This is a genomic window from Haloarcula sp. H-hyl2 (genome assembly GCF_056934385.1).
Window position 1 is genome coordinate 1,044,121 of record NZ_JBRIIJ010000002.1, and the last position, 15,324, is coordinate 1,059,444.

19 protein-coding genes are annotated in these 15,324 nt (G+C 67.1%); 9 read left to right on the forward strand and 10 right to left on the reverse strand.

Annotated elements, in window-relative coordinates; translation table 11 throughout:
* Nucleotides 1-11: 11 nt before the first annotated feature.
* The gene (locus Hhyl2_RS15075; RefSeq protein WP_483551590.1) at nucleotides 12-395 is read right to left on the reverse strand and encodes an Hsp20/alpha crystallin family protein; all 384 of its coding nucleotides are present in this window, start codon (nucleotides 393-395) and stop codon (nucleotides 12-14) included.
* A 221-nt stretch (nucleotides 396-616) separates the two neighbouring features.
* Between Hhyl2_RS15075 and gap the strand changes: the two genes are divergently transcribed.
* Complete coding sequence (gene gap / locus Hhyl2_RS15080; RefSeq protein ID WP_483551591.1) at nucleotides 617-1,624, forward strand: type I glyceraldehyde-3-phosphate dehydrogenase; 1,008 nt, start codon at nucleotides 617-619, stop codon at nucleotides 1,622-1,624.
* 135 nt (nucleotides 1,625-1,759) lie between these two features.
* Complete coding sequence (locus Hhyl2_RS15085) at nucleotides 1,760-2,461, forward strand: SDR family NAD(P)-dependent oxidoreductase (protein WP_483551592.1); 702 nt, start codon at nucleotides 1,760-1,762, stop codon at nucleotides 2,459-2,461.
* A gap of 25 nt (nucleotides 2,462-2,486) precedes the next feature.
* On the opposite strand, the gene Hhyl2_RS15090 is transcribed toward Hhyl2_RS15085, so the two are convergent.
* Nucleotides 2,487-2,903, reverse strand: coding sequence for a hypothetical protein (locus Hhyl2_RS15090; RefSeq protein ID WP_483551593.1), 417 nt, complete (start codon nucleotides 2,901-2,903; stop codon nucleotides 2,487-2,489).
* A gap of 156 nt (nucleotides 2,904-3,059) precedes the next feature.
* Nucleotides 3,060-3,383 carry a stress response translation initiation inhibitor YciH gene (gene yciH, locus Hhyl2_RS15095; RefSeq protein ID WP_483551594.1) on the reverse strand — a complete coding sequence of 108 codons (324 nt, stop codon included), beginning with the start codon at nucleotides 3,381-3,383 and terminating at the stop codon, nucleotides 3,060-3,062.
* Nucleotides 3,384-3,483: 100 nt separating this feature from the next.
* On the opposite strand from yciH, the gene Hhyl2_RS15100 reads away from it, so the two are divergent.
* Nucleotides 3,484-4,689: a phosphoglycerate kinase gene (locus tag Hhyl2_RS15100; RefSeq protein ID WP_483551595.1), complete on the forward strand. Its 1,206-nt coding sequence runs from the start codon at nucleotides 3,484-3,486 to the stop codon at nucleotides 4,687-4,689.
* Between the two features lie 13 nt (nucleotides 4,690-4,702).
* Here Hhyl2_RS15100 and Hhyl2_RS15105 read toward each other — a convergent pair whose 3' ends face one another.
* On the reverse strand, nucleotides 4,703-4,864 hold the full coding sequence (locus Hhyl2_RS15105; protein ID WP_483551596.1) for a hypothetical protein: 162 nt from the start codon (nucleotides 4,862-4,864) through the stop codon (nucleotides 4,703-4,705).
* Nucleotides 4,865-5,059: 195 nt separating this feature from the next.
* Between Hhyl2_RS15105 and Hhyl2_RS15110 the strand changes: the two genes are divergently transcribed.
* Nucleotides 5,060-5,692, forward strand: a complete 633-nt coding sequence (locus Hhyl2_RS15110; protein WP_483551597.1) for a riboflavin synthase — start codon at nucleotides 5,060-5,062, stop codon at nucleotides 5,690-5,692.
* A gap of 26 nt (nucleotides 5,693-5,718) precedes the next feature.
* Here the strand turns inward: Hhyl2_RS15110 and Hhyl2_RS15115 are convergent, their stop codons facing one another.
* A complete protein-coding gene (locus Hhyl2_RS15115; RefSeq protein WP_483551598.1) occupies nucleotides 5,719-6,753 on the reverse strand; it encodes a PrsW family intramembrane metalloprotease in 1,035 nt (344 codons plus the stop codon).
* 88 nt (nucleotides 6,754-6,841) lie between these two features.
* Between Hhyl2_RS15115 and pdxT the strand changes: the two genes are divergently transcribed.
* Nucleotides 6,842-7,426 (forward strand): pyridoxal 5'-phosphate synthase glutaminase subunit PdxT, encoded by a 585-nt coding sequence (gene pdxT, locus Hhyl2_RS15120; RefSeq protein ID WP_483551599.1) that lies wholly within the window; start codon nucleotides 6,842-6,844, stop codon nucleotides 7,424-7,426.
* Nucleotides 7,427-7,462: 36 nt separating this feature from the next.
* On the forward strand, nucleotides 7,463-7,759 hold the full coding sequence (gene hisE / locus Hhyl2_RS15125; RefSeq protein WP_483551600.1) for a phosphoribosyl-ATP diphosphatase: 297 nt from the start codon (nucleotides 7,463-7,465) through the stop codon (nucleotides 7,757-7,759).
* Nucleotides 7,760-7,791: 32 nt separating this feature from the next.
* Here hisE and Hhyl2_RS15130 read toward each other — a convergent pair whose 3' ends face one another.
* Together Hhyl2_RS15130 and Hhyl2_RS15135 are read right to left on the reverse strand one after the other, a co-directional pair.
* Nucleotides 7,792-9,462, reverse strand: coding sequence for a histidine kinase N-terminal 7TM domain-containing protein (locus Hhyl2_RS15130; protein WP_483551601.1), 1,671 nt, complete (start codon nucleotides 9,460-9,462; stop codon nucleotides 7,792-7,794).
* A 97-nt stretch (nucleotides 9,463-9,559) separates the two neighbouring features.
* Nucleotides 9,560-9,877 (reverse strand): ASCH domain-containing protein, encoded by a 318-nt coding sequence (locus Hhyl2_RS15135; protein ID WP_483551602.1) that lies wholly within the window; start codon nucleotides 9,875-9,877, stop codon nucleotides 9,560-9,562.
* A 117-nt stretch (nucleotides 9,878-9,994) separates the two neighbouring features.
* On the opposite strand from Hhyl2_RS15135, the gene Hhyl2_RS15140 reads away from it, so the two are divergent.
* Entirely contained in the window at nucleotides 9,995-10,993 is a 999-nt protein-coding gene (locus Hhyl2_RS15140) for an NOG1 family protein (RefSeq protein WP_483551603.1), read from the forward strand.
* 6 nt (nucleotides 10,994-10,999) lie between these two features.
* On the opposite strand, the gene Hhyl2_RS15145 is transcribed toward Hhyl2_RS15140, so the two are convergent.
* The 3 genes from Hhyl2_RS15145 to Hhyl2_RS15155 form a co-directional block, all read right to left on the reverse strand.
* Nucleotides 11,000-11,968: a calcium/sodium antiporter gene (locus tag Hhyl2_RS15145; RefSeq protein WP_483551604.1), complete on the reverse strand. Its 969-nt coding sequence runs from the start codon at nucleotides 11,966-11,968 to the stop codon at nucleotides 11,000-11,002.
* Nucleotides 11,969-12,038: 70 nt separating this feature from the next.
* A complete protein-coding gene (locus Hhyl2_RS15150; protein WP_483551605.1) occupies nucleotides 12,039-12,749 on the reverse strand; it encodes an SIMPL domain-containing protein in 711 nt (236 codons plus the stop codon).
* A 61-nt stretch (nucleotides 12,750-12,810) separates the two neighbouring features.
* A complete protein-coding gene (locus Hhyl2_RS15155) occupies nucleotides 12,811-14,097 on the reverse strand; it encodes a TIGR00341 family protein (protein ID WP_483551606.1) in 1,287 nt (428 codons plus the stop codon).
* A gap of 94 nt (nucleotides 14,098-14,191) precedes the next feature.
* Between Hhyl2_RS15155 and engB the strand changes: the two genes are divergently transcribed.
* Together engB and Hhyl2_RS15165 are read left to right on the forward strand one after the other, a co-directional pair.
* Entirely contained in the window at nucleotides 14,192-14,809 is a 618-nt protein-coding gene (gene engB / locus Hhyl2_RS15160) for a GTP-binding protein EngB (RefSeq protein WP_483551607.1), read from the forward strand.
* 60 nt (nucleotides 14,810-14,869) lie between these two features.
* A complete protein-coding gene (locus tag Hhyl2_RS15165; RefSeq protein ID WP_483551608.1) occupies nucleotides 14,870-15,289 on the forward strand; it encodes a hypothetical protein in 420 nt (139 codons plus the stop codon).
* The last annotated feature ends 35 nt before the right edge of the window (nucleotides 15,290-15,324 follow it).

Sequence of the window (15,324 nt, forward strand, 5' to 3'; positions counted from 1 at the left end):
AAGTGGTCTCTCTAGAGTTCGATATCCGCCGAGTCCTCCTCGCGGTCGAAGGTGACTTCGAGGATGCCGTTGTTGTAGGTGGCCGAGGCCGAGTGTTCGTCGACACGGCTGGGCAGGGTGAGTCGTTCGTGGTACTCGCGGTCGTGACTGCCGGCGTCGATGGTCAGGACGGTGCCATCGCATTTCAGGTCGATGGCCTCCTTCTCGACGCCGGGGACGTCGGCGACGACGCGGATCTCGTCGTCGGTCTCGTGGACGTCGACGTGGATGTTGCCGCCGTCGGTGCTGGTGTCGCGGTCGATGTGGACCTCCCCCTCGGCGCCCATCATCTCGTCCATCATCCGCTCAATCTCGCGGAAGAACTCGTCGAACGGATCGTCGTCGTCGCGTCTCATTACCACAGGGTTGGGTCGTCCGTCTCAAAAGCCTTCTGACGGGCTCACTGTCGTGATGGTGTGAGCGGATGTCCGTCTGTGCTCGCTGCGGTTTCTGTGTCAAACGCTCCCAGGGATTCGGGTGTGTTCCCGCCTGTTCGATACATAACGCTCACAAACAAACAGTAATCCGCGACAACTCCGAAAACTCTTTACTCTAATCCGGAGGTATTCTAGGCGGTATGAGCGACCCAGTTCGCGTTGGCCTCAACGGCTTCGGCCGGATCGGCCGGAACGTATTCCGTGCTTCGCTGGAGAACGACGACGTCGAGATCGTCGGGATCAACGACGTGATGGACGACGACGAGATCGACTACTTCGCACAGTACGACACCGTCATGGGCAAACTCGAGGAAGCGAGTGTCGACGACGGTGTCCTCACCGTCGAGGGGACCGACTTCGAGGCGGGAATCTTCCACGAGACGGACCCGACCCAGCTCCCCTGGGACGACCTCGACGTCGACGTCGCCTTCGAGGCAACCGGCATCTTCCGCACCAAGGACGACGCCGGCCAGCACCTCGAAGCGGGCGCCGACAAGGTCCTGATCTCGGCGCCGCCGAAAGGTGACGACCCGGTCAAGCAGATCGTCTACGGCGTCAACGAGGACGAGTACGACGGCGAGGACGTCGTCTCGAACGCCTCCTGTACGACCAACTCCATCACGCCCGTCGCGAAGGTGCTCGACGACGAGTTCGGTATCGAGGCCGGTCAGCTGACGACCGTCCACGCCTACACGGGCTCCCAGAACCTGATCGACGGCCCCAACAGCAAGCCCCGGCGCCGCCGCGCGGCCGCCGAGAACATCATCCCGACCTCGACGGGCGCCGCCCAGGCGACCACCGAGGTCCTGCCGGAACTGGAGGGCAAACTCGACGGGATGGCCATCCGCGTCCCGGTCCCGAACGGCTCGATCACGGAGTTCGTCGTCGACCTCCAGGAGGACGTGACCGAGGCCGACGTCAACACCGCCTTCGAGGAGGCCGCCGCAGGCGAACTGGAGGGTGTGCTGGGCGTCACTGACGAGGACGTCGTCTCTTCGGACATCCTCGGTGACCCGTACTCGACGCAGGTCGACCTGGCGTCGACGAACGTCGTCAACGGCATGACGAAGATTCTGACGTGGTACGACAACGAGTACGGCTTCTCGAACCGGATGCTCGACGTCGCGCAGTACATCACCGAGCAGTAGGCTCTCGACGACCACGGCCGTTCACAGCGCACTGTTTCGCGTCACAGGCGCTGCACGACCGGATCTTTCGTTCTCTGAGCGCTGACGCACGCCGAGCAAACAGTTAGTCGTGTGTCGCTCGTAGTCGAGTCGACGATGGACGAAATCGACCGCTACGATTCGATGGACGGGCAGGTCGCCCTGGTCACGGGCGCGACACGGGGAATCGGCGAACAGATCGCACGCCAGCTAGCCGACGAGGGAGCGACCGTGTACGCCGGCGCCCGCGACACCGACGACGTCACGGCCGTTGACCGGCGCGCCGTCGAACTCGACGTGACAGACGACGATACCATGCGGGCGGCGATCGACCGCATCGAGGACGAGGCCGGGCGGCTGGACGTGCTCGTCAACAACGCTGGTATCGCCGGCCCGGTCGAGCCGCTCCACGAGACCCCAATCGACGGCATCGACGCGACACTGGCCGTGAACCTCCGTGGCCCGGTCGTCCTGACGAAGCTCGCCCTGCCGCTCTTGCTCGACCGTCCGGGCGGCCGCGTCGTCAACGTCTCCTCGGGGATGGGTGCACTCGGCGAACCGATGGGCGGATCGTACCCGTCGTATCGGGTGTCGAAAGCCGGGCTGAACGGACTGACCGCGTACCTCCACGGGGAGTACGGGGACGAGGGGCTCGTCGCGAACGCGGCGTGTCCGGGCTGGGTCAGGACGGATCTGGGATCGCCGGAGGCACCCAAGAGCCCCGCCGAGGGTGCCGATACGCCGGTCTGGCTTGCGACGTTCGAACCGGGCAGCCCTGCCGGGCGGTTCTGGCGGAACCGAGAACAGATAGCGTTCTGAGCGCTCGACCGGAAACGGTACTCGGTCAGCAACAGCAGCCCGAACAGCCCGTATCACGGTCGGTTCGGGACGCTGCCACCCAGTTCCGGGCCCCGTCGAAGGCCCGCTGGGCGGCCGCGGCGACCCCGTCGAGTCGCGCCTGGAGTTCGTCACCGCGGGCGAAGTAGAGCCCGACGGGCACCGTCGGCGCCGCGAGGATGCCACTCACCAGCAGCCCGACACCGGCCGGGTGACCGGCCGGGAGAACCGCCAGGCCGGTCGTGATCGCGGCCCAGAGGGCCAACCCCTGTTGCCAGACCGGCTCCCAGTCGGCGTTCGAGCCCGTCGACTCGCGTGGCCGGAACTGGTTCGCGTCGGCTGGGGCCGCTCGGTTCCTGGGCGGTGGCTGCGCTGGGGCTGTGTCGCTCTCTCGGAACTCCGTGGACTGTGAGGCCGAGGCCATACCCGTCGTACTACCGGGAGTCACCTCAACCCCAGTTTGGCATGTGCCGAACGTTCGGTGCCACCGGCACGGTACACCGCCTGCTGTCGCTGTAGACCGTTCCGTCGGGTGACGAAACACTGGAGACGAGTGATAACGGTCGCAACGGCTGTCGCGTCAGGTCGCCACGTCGAACCCTTCGTCGGCCAGTGCCGCACGGAGCCGATCCCCGTGTTCGCCCTGGAGTTCGATGCGGCCGTCGGCGACGGTGCCGCCGACCGCGAGTGTGCGTTTCAGCGTCGAGGCGAGGTCGTCGAGGTCGACGGCGTCGGGGTCGAGCCCCTCGACGACGGTCACCGGTTTCCCGTACCGGCGGGACTCGACACTGATCGTAGCACGCTGCTGTGAACTGGCGAGGTCGTCCCCGATACCGAGTTCGTCGGGGAGCCCCGCGATGTCGTTGAAATCCTGACTCAATGCGTCTAGATAGAGGTGCTCCATCGAGATAAGGTAACGGTCGGCGTATACCGAACGCGCTCGATCCGGTGTCGGACGACGGACTCGGAAACGACTATACACGCGGCGAGTGTTGGAACGCGTGATGACCTTCCAGACGCTCGACGACCTTGAGGACGGACAGCGCGTCCTCGTCCGCCTCGACCTGAACTCGCCGGTCGAGGACGGCGAGGTACAGGACAACCGCCGGTTCGACCGCCACGCCGAGACCATCCGCGAACTGGTCGACCGAGACTTCGAGGTCGCCGTCATGGCCCATCAGGGTCGTCCCGGCCGAGACGATTTCGTCTCGCTCGAACAGCACGCCGACATCCTCGCGGACCACATCGATCAGGAGGTCGCCTTCGTCGACGAGACCTACGGCCCACAGGCCATCCACGACATCGCCGATCTGGAGGCCGGCGACGTCCTCGTCCTGGAGAACACCCGGATGTGCGACGATGAACTCCCCGAGGAGGACCCCGAGGTCAAGGCCCAGACGGAGTTCGTCCAGACGCTGAAAGACGAGTTCGACGCCTACATCAACGACGCCTACTCGGCGGCCCACCGCTCGCACGCCTCGCTCGTGGGCTTCCCACTCGTGATGGACGCCTACGCCGGCCGGGTTATGGAGACCGAGTACGAGGCCAACACCGCCATCGCCGAGAAGGAGTTCGAGGGCAACGTCACGATGGTCGTCGGCGGGACGAAAGCGACCGACGTCATCGACGTGATGACCCATCTGGACGAGAAGGTCGACGACTTCCTGCTTGGCGGCATCGCCGGCGAACTGTTCCTGCGTGCGGCCGGTTACCCCGTCGGCTACGACATCGACGACGCCAATCTCTACGACGAGCAGTGGGAGGCAAACAGCGAGAAGATCGAGTCGATGCTCGACGACCACCGCGACCAGATCACGCTGGCCGTCGACCTGGCCTACGAGGACGACGAGGGCGACCGCGCCGAGCAGGCCGTCGACGACATCGAGGAGAAGACGGTCTCGTATCTCGACGTCGGGTCGGAGACGGTCATGGAGTACTCGCCGATCATCCGCGATTCGGAGGCCGTCTTCGTGAAGGGCGCACTCGGGATGTTCGAGGACGAGCGCTTCTCGGTCGGGACGGCGGGCGTCCTCGAAGCCATCGCCGACACCGACTGTTTCTCGGTGGTCGGCGGCGGTGACACCTCTCGCGCCATCGAGATGTACGGGATGGAAGAGGAGGAGTTCGGTCACGTCTCCATCGCCGGCGGCGCGTACATCCGCGCGCTCACCGGCGCGAAACTCGTCGGCGTCGAGGTCCTCCAGCGGTAGAACGCGCGGTTTTTCAGGCGGTACGTTTCGTCGCGGCGTGCCGGAGTTCCCAGGCGTCCTCCTCGTCGTCAGCGTCGGCTACGGACGGACGGCGCTCGCGGGGGCGCGTCCGTGCGTGGCGGGCGTTCCAGTCACTGTCGTCGTCGCGCTCGTCGGCCGTGCCCTGCGTCGGCATATCTCGCTGTACCACTGTCGGGGTTATATTCTTTGTGTTTAATCGTGAATAAAAATAACTCGGATGCGAGTACACCTTCACGCGACCGCTGGAGGGCTGCGGACTCGGGCGGTGCTTCCCCGGCACCGTCCTGCTCCGATACGGCCACGGACAGGGAAGCGAAGGGCTTTCCGCGGGCTCGGCCCTAGGCGGCGTATGTTCACCGGCATCGTCGAGGCCACCGGCGAGGTAGCGACAGTCGTAGACGACGAGGGGGGCCGCCGGCTCCGCATCGACGCCCCGTTCTCCGAGCTGTCCCACGGCCAGTCGATCAGTGTCAGCGGCGCCTGTCTCACCGTCGAGGACGCCGGCGACGGCTGGTTCGAGGTGTTCCTCGCCCGGGAGACGCTGGCACGGACGTTCTTCGACGAGATCAGCGAGGGCGACCGACTCAACCTCGAACGGGCGATGCCCGCCGACGGGCGGTTCGACGGCCACATCGTCCAGGGTCACGTCGACGCCACCGCGGAGGTCGTCGGCATCGAACAGGAGGGAGAGGGTCCCGCGAGCGACGCGAGTGGGACCTCGTCGTCCGAGCGAAGCGAGTACGACGGTGACTGGACCTTCTCGTTTTCCCTGCCCGAGGCCCAGCGCGACTACCTCGTCGAGAAGGGGTCGATCACCGTCGACGGCATCAGCCTCACCGTCGCCGCCCGCGACGACGACAGCTTCGACGTCGCCATCATCCCGACGACCTACGCCGAGACGACGCTCTCGGAGAAGTCCGTCGGCGACCCGGTCCACCTGGAGGTCGACGTCGTCGCGAAGTACGTCGAACAGCTCGTCTAACGGGCCATTTCAGCACGACGGTCCCTTCAGGAGTCGAACTCGGTCTGTTCGGGCCGGTGCTGTGGGCCGTCGTCGGTCGCGTGGGCTGCCGTGTACGCGCGCCGGTAGGTCCGCAGTTTCCGGAGCAGGATGGCGGCGAACACCGTGTCGTAGACGACGACGAACCCGAAGAACGCGACCAGGAAGTCGACGTTGTAGATCTCCGAGAGGATGTACGTCACCGGGCCGGCCAGCGTGTTGTACGAGGCGTGGATGAGTGCGGCGATGATGAGACCTTTGACGACGATCGGGCCGGCGTTCCGGGGGTTGAACTTCGCCAGGCCCAGATAGTAGCCGGCGAACGCCGAGTAGATGACGTGTCCGGGACCGGCCAGGGCCCGGATCGCCGTGATCCCGCTGCTCTCGCCGATGGCCTGGAACGTCCCGGTGACCAGTTCCGTGTTCTGGGTGATGTAGATCGCGTTCTCGATGGTCGCAAAGCCCAGCCCGGCCGCCGCACCGTACACCGCGCCGTCGATGACGGCGTCGAAGCGGTCGTCCCGGAACGCGTACAGCCGGACAGCCAGCAGTTTCACGCTCTCCTCGACGGGGCCGACGACGAGGAAGAAGAAGAAGAACTGCCCGGCCGGCGGGAACAGCCCGAAGGCCGACCCGATTGCCTGGACCGGGGTGCCGACGAAGACGTTGAGCAGGCCGGCGAAGCCGGCAAACAGGACTCCGAGCAGGAAGGTCCCGACCAGCAGCGTCAGCGGCTCCTGCGTGGTCACGTCGGCGTACCAGATGTAGACCGCGAGCCCGAGCGCCGGCACCGCCGAGAGGATCGCCATGCCCGCGACGACTGGCTGGTCGCCGATAGCGCCCAGACTGCCGAAGGCGATCTGCAACACGAGGATGGCGATGGCGAGCAGGACCGTCAGCCACCTGAGAAAGCGCAGTGTGACGTGATAGAACCAGTGCGAGAACCGGTCGAGCACCGACCGCGGTTCCCAGTCCGCGATCTCGTAGAGGTCCTCGGATGGGTCGGCGTTCGCTTCGACCGGGTCCCGCCGTCTGCGTGCCATACGACGGTTCTGGGACGCCCGCTACCTAACGGTTTGGCCCTGTCGGCGAGACGAGAGGGTTTTGACGCTCGCCGACCTACGGCGGGATATGACACTTCGGGCGGGTGTACTCGCCGTACAGGGCGATGTCTCGGAGCACGCGGCGGCCATCGAGCGGGCCGCAGCGGCCCACGACGAGTCCGCGACGGTCGTCGAGATACGCGAGGCCGGGCTCGTCCCGGACTGTGACGTGCTCCTCATGCCGGGCGGCGAGTCCACCACCATCTCGCGGCACATCCACCGCATCGGTATCGCAGAGGAGATACAGGCCCACGTCGCGGCCGACAAGCCGGTGCTCGCGACCTGTGCCGGCCTCATCGTCGCCGCCGGCGACGCCCACGACGACCGCGTCGACACGCTGAACCTCGTGGACGTCACCGTCGAGCGCAACGCCTTCGGCCGTCAGAAGGACAGTTTCGAGGCCGCGCTGGACGTCGCGGGGCTAGACGAGCCGTTTCCGGCCGTGTTCATCCGCGCACCGCTGATCGACTACGTCGGTGACGACGTCGAGGTGCTCGCCACCTGGGACGACCGCGCCGTGGCGGTCCGTGACGGGCCCGTCGTCGGCACCTCCTTCCACCCCGAACTCACCGACGACTCCCGGCTCCACGATCTGGCCTTCTTCGACTCGTAGCGACGCCTTCAAACGCTCGCCCGCCGACGCTGGGATATGAGCGACAGCGACGCCGATATCGTCGCGGAACTGTTCGACGTCATCGAGGAGCGCAAGGAGACGCTGCCCGAGGATTCCTACACCGCCTCGCTGTTCACCCACGAGAAAGGCGAGAACGCCGTCTTAGAGAAACTCGGCGAGGAGACGACCGAACTGATCCTGGCCGCGAAAGACGACGATCACGAGGAGATTGCCCACGAGGCCGCCGACATCGTCTATCACCTGCTCGTGGTCCTCTCGATGAAGGATATGGACGTCGAGGACCTGCTGGACGAACTGGCCCAGCGGCGGTAAATCTCGGAGTGTGGTAGCTGGTCGGCGTGGACTCACTCCACGGCCGGCGTCACGACCGACTGCTCGTCGCCCTCCAGTGGCGGCAGCGTCACGGTCACCGTCGAGCCGTCGGTCGTGCTGTCGACGTCGACACGGCCGCCAAGAGCCTGTGCGCCCCAGTGGACGAGCCAGAGACCGAGACTGCTCGTGTGCTTCAGGGGCGTCTCCTCGCCCGACCGAAGGGGGTCGAGTTCGTGGGGTGGAATGCCCGGCCCGTCGTCCCGGACGACGAGTTCGACCGCGGACTCCTGTTCGCTGGCCTCGACGGTGAGGTGTGGCGTTCCGGTGTTGTGCTGGAGGGCGTTCTCGACGAGTTCGGTCAGCATCGTCGTCACGAGCGCCCGGTTCGTCCGGAGTTGGTCGGCGGTCACCGTGACCTCGACGACGGCGTCTGGGTACTGCTCGGCGACGGTCGCGGTGACCTCCTCGACCAGCGGCCCCAGCGCGATCACTTCGATCTCCGCGGCGGCGTCGAGCATCTGCTCGACGTCGCGGGCCTTCTTGCTGATGGTCACGAGGTCTTCGGCCTTGTCGACGATGCGCCGACCGATCGCCTGGGCCTGGCGGTCCTCGCTCCCCTGGAGTTCGTCGGCCCAGGCGAGCACGACCGTCAGGTCGTTGCCGACGTTGTGTCGGAGGATCCGGTTGAGGACCTGGAGCCGCTGCTGGCGGTGGACCAGTTGGGTGACGTCCCTGATGACCAGCGACTGACCGACGACTCCGTTCCCGAAACCGGTGACGGGTGAGCACTTCACCTGATAGGTCCGTCCCTGTCGCTGGAACCGGGCGGGGAGGGTCTCGAAGTCGACCTCGGGAAGCACGTCGCCGATCGACCGACCGATGAGAAGGTCGTCCCCGAAGATGGTCCGCGCTTCCGGGTTCGCTCTGACGACAACGTCCCCCGTATCGACGACCAGCAGCCCGTCGTCGAGGCCCTCGATGATGGCGTGTTCGCCGTGGCGCGCGACCGCGGGGACGTGGCCGAGGAACGCCTGTCTGAAGACGGCGTACCCCCACAGCAGCGACTGGGCGCCCATCGAGACCTGCGTCAGCGGGTAGCCCGGTGCCGGGACCAGCCCGAAGATGCGCGCGGCGCTGGCGACGACCGGGACGAGCGACCCGATCACCAGGGCGATCTCCTGGCCGAGGAACAGGCTGTTGCTCTCGAAGAGCTGTCGGACGACGACGACGACACCGCCCAGGAACAGGGCATAGAGGTACACGCCCAGTGCGGCACCTACTGGCCCGATCTCCGCGGCGACGAGCGTGCCCGTCGGCCCGCTCGATTGTGTGACCGCGCCGACGAGGGGCGGCCACGCCGGCGCGACCGCGTAGACGACTGCTCCGGCGAGCAGTGGCACCCCGATGGGTCCGAGCCGGATCGGACGCAACCACTGGCGGTTCCCGGTGTAGGCGAGGATGAACCCCAGCCACAGGACCGCGACGACCAGGCTCAGCGCGACGGCCAGCCCCCACAGCGAGACCCGGAGCCCACCCGCCGGGAGGTTGAGTCCGACGAGTGTCGTCCCGATCCAGGCGGCCACGACCAGCTGGAGCACGACGAACCAGCGCGCGCCGGGGTTCGACCGATTGCGCCACCCGACGCCGGTGAGGACGAGCACCATCGCGAGGTTGACGAGCAGCGCCAGATCGGTCAGACTCATCTGTCTCTCGAAAATGTAATTGGGGAGAACGGTACTTAGCTGTTTCCTGGGTGATATCACCCGTGATACGAGATGGGCAGATCTGTCGTCGCGGGCGCTACGCGTCGACGCGCTCGAAGCGGTGCCGGACGACCTCGCTGTCGTCGTCCCACGCGAACTCATCGTGGACTCGTTCGAGGCGCTCGCGGTACGCGTCGAGGTCGTCGGATCCCTCGCGGCGCGCGTCCTCGTCGGTCAGGTCGCCCAGCGTGCGGTGGGTGACGTCGGTCACCTCGAAGCGCTGGCCATCCACGTCGAAGGTGTCCCCTTCCTCGGCGTAGGCGTGCCCGCGGTGCAACTGTGTGACCCGCCCCTCGGCAGCCATCTGCTGGACGTGCTCGTTGGGCAGGAGGTCGCTGGCGTCGATGTGTGCCATACCGGACCGCAGGACGCCACGGACAAAAACGGTCGCCCACGCACCGGCGCGAGCGGCGCTGGCCTGTCCGTCGCCGATTGGACGGCCTTTTACACCGTCACCGTCTACACGGTGTCAATGAGCCATCCCTTCGAGAATCTACCCACCACGCCGACGTCCGAGGAGGTACTGGACAAGGCGTTCTCGCGTGCGACCCGTGCCGGCGGCGCCAAGGAGGGCGTCGAAGCCCAGCAGTCGATGCTGATGACCGCCTCGAACATCGTCTCGGACAACCTCCAGAACGTGGCACAGTCCTGGCCGACCATCGACGACCTCGATCCCTTCTACGTGGAACTGGCCGACGCCGTCGTCGGCGACGCCTACCCCGACGACGACGAACCGGGTGTCGACTCCCTGAAACAGCACCTCTCGCGGGTCTCCTGGGCCGGCCGGAAGGCAAAGGAGATCCGCCAGGAGTACGAGGGCCGTCTCGTCCGCGGGGACAAGGAGACCGCCCGCAAACTCCGCAAGCAGGCCTTCGCCCGCATGGCCGACATCGTCGAACAGATCGAGGACGACCTCGCGGCGGTCTCGACGGCCCGTGACGCCCTGAAGGTCCTGCCCGATATCCGGCCGGACGAGCCGACCATCGTCGTCGCCGGCTACCCCAACGTCGGGAAGTCCTCGTTCGTCAACCGTGTCACCCGTGCGGACAACGAGATCGCCGCCTACCCCTTTACGACGACCCAGATCCGGGTCGGCCACTTCGAGGACCAGCGGGTCCGCTACCAGCTCGTCGACACGCCGGGACTGCTCGACCGCCCCCCGGAGGAGCGCAACGAGATCGAGTCACAGGCCGTCAGCGCGCTGGAACACGCCGCCGACGCCGTCCTGGTCCTGCTGGACCCGACCGGGAACTGTGGCTACCCGCTGGCCCAGCAACTCGAACTCCGTGACGCCATCGCGGAGCGCTTCGACGTCCCCGTCCTCACCATCGCCAACAAGAGCGACCTCTCGACGGACGTCGAGGCCGACCACTACATGAGCGTCACCGAGGGCGACAACGTCGAGGGCGTCCTCGACGCAGCCGTCGAGGCCGTCGACTACGAGATCGAACTCCCCTTCGACGAGGAGTAGCGCGTCTCACCCGAGCAGGCCGAGTGCCCACCGGACCATCTCGGAGGCCGCGAACAGCGTCCCTTCCAGCCGAGACAACACACGCCCGGTCCAGAGGGCCGTGACCATCGCGACCGAGACCAGACCCAGCCACAGCAGTGTCGTCGTCGCCGCGCCGCCGACCGCGAGCGGCCGGACGAGCGCCGCGACGCCGACGATCCCCGTGCCGTTGAAGATGTTGCTCCCGATGACGTTCCCGACGGAGACACCGAGACTGCCGCGCCTGATCGCCACCAGCGAGACCGCAAACTCCGGGGTGGAGGTCCCGGCCGCGACGATAGTGCCACCGATGACCCACTCGGAGATGCCCGCACCGCGGGCCAGTGCCGAAGCTGCCAGCACCATGTAGTCCCCGCTCACGAGGACCAGCGCCAGGCCGGCGACCAACAGTAGAGCGTCCCGGCCGCGGAACGCGACGCGCTCGGTGACCGCTCGTGTCACCGCGTCTCCGGGGGCTTGCTGCTCCGATTTTTGGTGCCCGCTCGTCCGGAGCAGGTACGCGGTGTACGCGACGAACGAGCCGAACAGGACGGCGCCCTCGACCCGCGTTACAGCGCCGTCGATCAGGACAGCCCCGGCGAGGAGGACGCTCGCCAGCAGGGCCACGCCGTCTCGCCGCACCATCGTCTCGGTGATCGGCAGCACCCGGATCACCGAGACGACGCCGAGGATGAACGCGAGGTTGTAGATGTTCGACCCGAGGACGTTCGCGACGGCGATGTCGCCCAGCCCCTTCAGCGCCGCATCGACCGAGACCGCGAGTTCCGGGGTCGACGTGCCGGCGGCGACGATCGTCAGCCCGATGGTGAGATCCGACAGCCCGAACCGACGGGCGAGTCGGACGACCGCGTCCACGAGGAGGCGCGCGCCCACCCAGAGACCGAACACGGACGCGACGACGACGCCGAGTTGCACGACCGGGTCGCCTGTCACCATTGTCTGGTCGGTATCAGCGGTGGCGGGGCAATGAAACCCCTCCCTCACCGACAGAGCAGGAGTCGTCGCCTCAGTCCAGCTCGTAGGTGACCTGGACGCTCGCGTCGACGGTGATCGTCGACGGTTCGATGGTGGTCCGGCCGCCGGCGTCGGCGGTCGCGGCCTCCGCGTAGACGACGTAGTGGCCGCTCTCGCTGGTCTGGATCGTCGCGACGTCACCGACCGACCGGCCCGCGGCGCTGGCGACGGTGTTCGCGTCCGCACGTGCACGGTCCATCGCGGTCGTCAGCGCTTCCTCGCGGGCGTCCTGTCTGGTCTGCTCGCTCAGTTCGTAGCGGATGCCCTCGACGCGGTCGGCGCCGGCGTCGACGGCCGCATCGACGAGCGTCCCGGTCGCGTTCACGTCGTCGGTCTCGGCTTCGATGGTGTGGACGGCGATATAGCCGACCTGTTCACGCCCGTCTTCGGTGCGTTCGTACTCCGGTTCGATGCGGAACCGCGAGGAGGTCACGTCCGCGCCCTCGTCTCTCAGCGCCTGGCGGACGGCCTCCGCGTCGCCGCTGAGGGCGTCGCGCGCCTCCTCGGCGGTGTCACCGCGCCCGACCGCGGCGACGGTGACGACCGCCCGGTCCGGTGTCCGCTCGACCTCCGCGTCCGCGCTGACGCTGACGGTCGCGTTGTCCGCCGATGCTGTCTGTCCGGTATCGCCGACTGTCAGTCCGACCGCGCCGGCCACGAGGAGTGCCAGCGCGCCGCCGACTGCGAGTAGTTTCGTATCCATACGCGGGGGGACGTGCCCGGCGCTATTTATGTAATCGTACGTTCAAAACCGGTTTTGACCGTCAGGTCGCCTGCTCGACGGTGACGTAGTGGACCTCTGTCCGGACGTTCCGGCCTGCCGCCTCGTCGGCGATGTCGTCGAACTCGTCGGCCAGTCCCGGTGTCTCGCCGTCGGCGCCGGGTGGGAGCCCGACCGTGACGACGACCCGCTGGGGTTGCTGGAAGATAGCCGTGTTCGTGTACTCGACCTCGACGTCCAGCACCTGTCTGGGACCGTCGACGTAGTCCTCGATGCCCGCTCGGATGTCCTCCTCGGTCGTTGCCCGGTTGAACGAGTCCAGGGTCACGCCGCCCAGGAACGCCGACAGGACGAGGATCGAGACCACCAGGATACCGATCCGCTGGAGCGTCGCCGAGCGGGCGTCGCCCTCCCGGAACCAGTGTTCCGGCCGGTACCCCTGGTACCACAGGCCGACCAGGACCGCGAGGTTGATCGAGAGGACGTTCACGAGGACGAGCACGCCCGACCCCAGGCTCACTAGTGGCTGGCCCCAGGCGATGCCGATGCCGACCGTCGCCGCCGGGGGGATGAGCGCGACGGCGATCATCACCCCCACGAGCGCGGTCGAGACGCCGCTCGTGAGGCTGAGGACGCCGGCCGCGCCCGCGCCCAGCGCGACCACGAGCGAGAGGAAATCCGGCGCGACCCGCTCGCGGACCTGCCCGACCGACGTGACGTCGCCCAGCGGCGGGATGACGTGGGCGTACCGCACGAGCGCCGCGAACGCGGTCGCGCTGGCGATCGCCACTACCAGCCCGATCGCCTGGAGTTTGACGCCGCGGACGAACAGCTCGTGGTCGTCGACGACGGTCCCGACGTTGGCGGTCATCGCCGGGCCGATCAGCGGCGCGATGACCATCGAGCCGACGACCACGGCCGGCGAGTCCAGCAACAGACCCGCGGTGGCGATGACCGCGCTGATGACGGTCATGATCACGTAGATCGGCAGCGACGGCGCCAGGTCCCGCGCCTTCGCGGTCAGTTCCTCGCGGGCGATGCGGTCCTCGTCTTCCTCCTCGGCGTAGCGGTCTTCCAGTTCCTCGAACCGCTCGGAGATGACCGTGTTCGCGTCGAGCACGACCGTATAGGCGTCCTCGTCGATGCCGACCGCCCGGAGCTTCTCCAGGACCGGCTCGACGGCGTTGGTCGGCAGCGGGAACGAGACGACGGCGGTGAACTCCCGCCCGCTGGTCTCGTCGTTCAGGACGTAGTCGATGCCCTCGTCTTCGAGGACACCCAGCACCGCGTCCCGCTTGCCCGTCGGAATCGTGATCTGGACCAGCCGCACGGCTACCGGTCTGGGCCCCGGAGACAAAAAGCCGCCTGTCGGCACCGGGGCGTCGAACTGACGCGCTTTTCCCGCTCGGCGATGTAGGCGGGGTATGTTCGAGTCACGTCCCGACCGCAGCAGCGAGGTGGTGCTGGTCGGCCGCTCCAACGTCGGCAAGTCGACGCTGATGCGCGAGCTGACCGGTCACACCTTCGACACCGGGCAGAATCCCGGTGTCACCCGCAGTCCGAACCACTACGACTGGACCGGCCCCGACTTCGTGCTGACGGACCTGCCCGGCTTCGGGTTCATGAAGGGCGTCCCCGACGACGTCCGCGAGCAGATCAAGACCGACGTGATCCGCTACGTCGAATCCCACGCCGACGAGATCATCGTGGGCATCCTCGTCGTCGACGGGAAGGCGGTCGTCGACATCATCGACCGCCACTCCGGTCCCGACGAGATCCCCCACGACGTCGAGATGTTCCACTTCCTGCGGGAGGTCGGCGTCGAACCGGTCGTCGCGGTCAACAAGATGGACAAGGTCGACGACGAGGACGAGCGGCTGAACGATCTCTGTGATCGGCTTGGGCTGCACCCACCCTGGCAGCAGTGGCAGGACACCGTCGCGCCGATCAGCGCCAAACGCGGCGATATCGACGCGCTGACCGAGGCCGTCCGGACCCACCTCCACGACGCCCAGCGGGACGACCTGTTCCAGTTCTTCTGAGGCCGGTTGGATCTGTGTCGCCGGGGCCGAACTTTTCTGTGTGCCCGTGGTAGCGCGGCTATGGTCAGCCTGCCCTCCCGCCGGAGCGCCGGCGCTATCTCGACCGCCGCTGGTGTCGTCTACGCAGTCGGGGTCCTCACGTGGATCTTCTCCTCGGGCGTCTACTTCGCAGATAGTTCGCTCCCCGCCGTCGTCGTCGGCCTCGCCTACGTGGGTGTCGGGATGTTCCTCACCGGTGCCGCGCCACTCTACCTGTTCCTCAGGCTGTCGCTGGCCACGCCGGCACTGATGACGGTGTGGACACTGGCCACTACCGTCGAGCAGTGGCTCTACGGGACGCATCTCCACCCGCTCTCCTCGTATCTCACCGTCTGGCCGCTGTTGCTCGGTGTCGCCGTCGGTGTCGGGATGGCAGAGGCGCTCGTCCGGACCGGGATCGACCACTGGTTCGACCACCTCGGACTCCGGACACTGCGGTGAGCGGGGCCGGGCTCGGGGTGGCCGGCGACCGACTC

Bases quoted from the DNA above. Each gene is read 5' to 3' on its own strand.
- Hhyl2_RS15110 (WP_483551597.1), top strand. From the start codon at position 5,060: ATGTTCACCGGCATCGTCGAGGCCACCGGCGAGGTAGCGACAGTCGTA.
- Hhyl2_RS15130 (WP_483551601.1), bottom strand. From the start codon at position 9,462: ATGAGTCTGACCGATCTGGCGCTGCTCGTCAACCTCGCGATGGTGCTC.
- engB (WP_483551607.1), top strand. From the start codon at position 14,192: ATGTTCGAGTCACGTCCCGACCGCAGCAGCGAGGTGGTGCTGGTCGGC.
- pdxT (WP_483551599.1), top strand. From the start codon at position 6,842: ATGACACTTCGGGCGGGTGTACTCGCCGTACAGGGCGATGTCTCGGAG.
- Hhyl2_RS15085 (WP_483551592.1), top strand. From the start codon at position 1,760: ATGGACGAAATCGACCGCTACGATTCGATGGACGGGCAGGTCGCCCTG.
- Hhyl2_RS15140 (WP_483551603.1), top strand. From the start codon at position 9,995: ATGAGCCATCCCTTCGAGAATCTACCCACCACGCCGACGTCCGAGGAG.
- Hhyl2_RS15165 (WP_483551608.1), top strand. From the start codon at position 14,870: ATGGTCAGCCTGCCCTCCCGCCGGAGCGCCGGCGCTATCTCGACCGCC.
- Hhyl2_RS15115 (WP_483551598.1), bottom strand. From the start codon at position 6,753: ATGGCACGCAGACGGCGGGACCCGGTCGAAGCGAACGCCGACCCATCC.
- Hhyl2_RS15090 (WP_483551593.1), bottom strand. From the start codon at position 2,903: ATGGCCTCGGCCTCACAGTCCACGGAGTTCCGAGAGAGCGACACAGCC.
- yciH (WP_483551594.1), bottom strand. From the start codon at position 3,383: ATGGAGCACCTCTATCTAGACGCATTGAGTCAGGATTTCAACGACATC.
- Hhyl2_RS15135 (WP_483551602.1), bottom strand. From the start codon at position 9,877: ATGGCACACATCGACGCCAGCGACCTCCTGCCCAACGAGCACGTCCAG.
- Hhyl2_RS15075 (WP_483551590.1), bottom strand. From the start codon at position 395: ATGAGACGCGACGACGACGATCCGTTCGACGAGTTCTTCCGCGAGATT.
- hisE (WP_483551600.1), top strand. From the start codon at position 7,463: ATGAGCGACAGCGACGCCGATATCGTCGCGGAACTGTTCGACGTCATC.
- gap (WP_483551591.1), top strand. From the start codon at position 617: ATGAGCGACCCAGTTCGCGTTGGCCTCAACGGCTTCGGCCGGATCGGC.
- Hhyl2_RS15150 (WP_483551605.1), bottom strand. From the start codon at position 12,749: ATGGATACGAAACTACTCGCAGTCGGCGGCGCGCTGGCACTCCTCGTG.
- Hhyl2_RS15105 (WP_483551596.1), bottom strand. From the start codon at position 4,864: ATGCCGACGCAGGGCACGGCCGACGAGCGCGACGACGACAGTGACTGG.
- Hhyl2_RS15100 (WP_483551595.1), top strand. From the start codon at position 3,484: ATGACCTTCCAGACGCTCGACGACCTTGAGGACGGACAGCGCGTCCTC.
- Hhyl2_RS15145 (WP_483551604.1), bottom strand. From the start codon at position 11,968: ATGGTGACAGGCGACCCGGTCGTGCAACTCGGCGTCGTCGTCGCGTCC.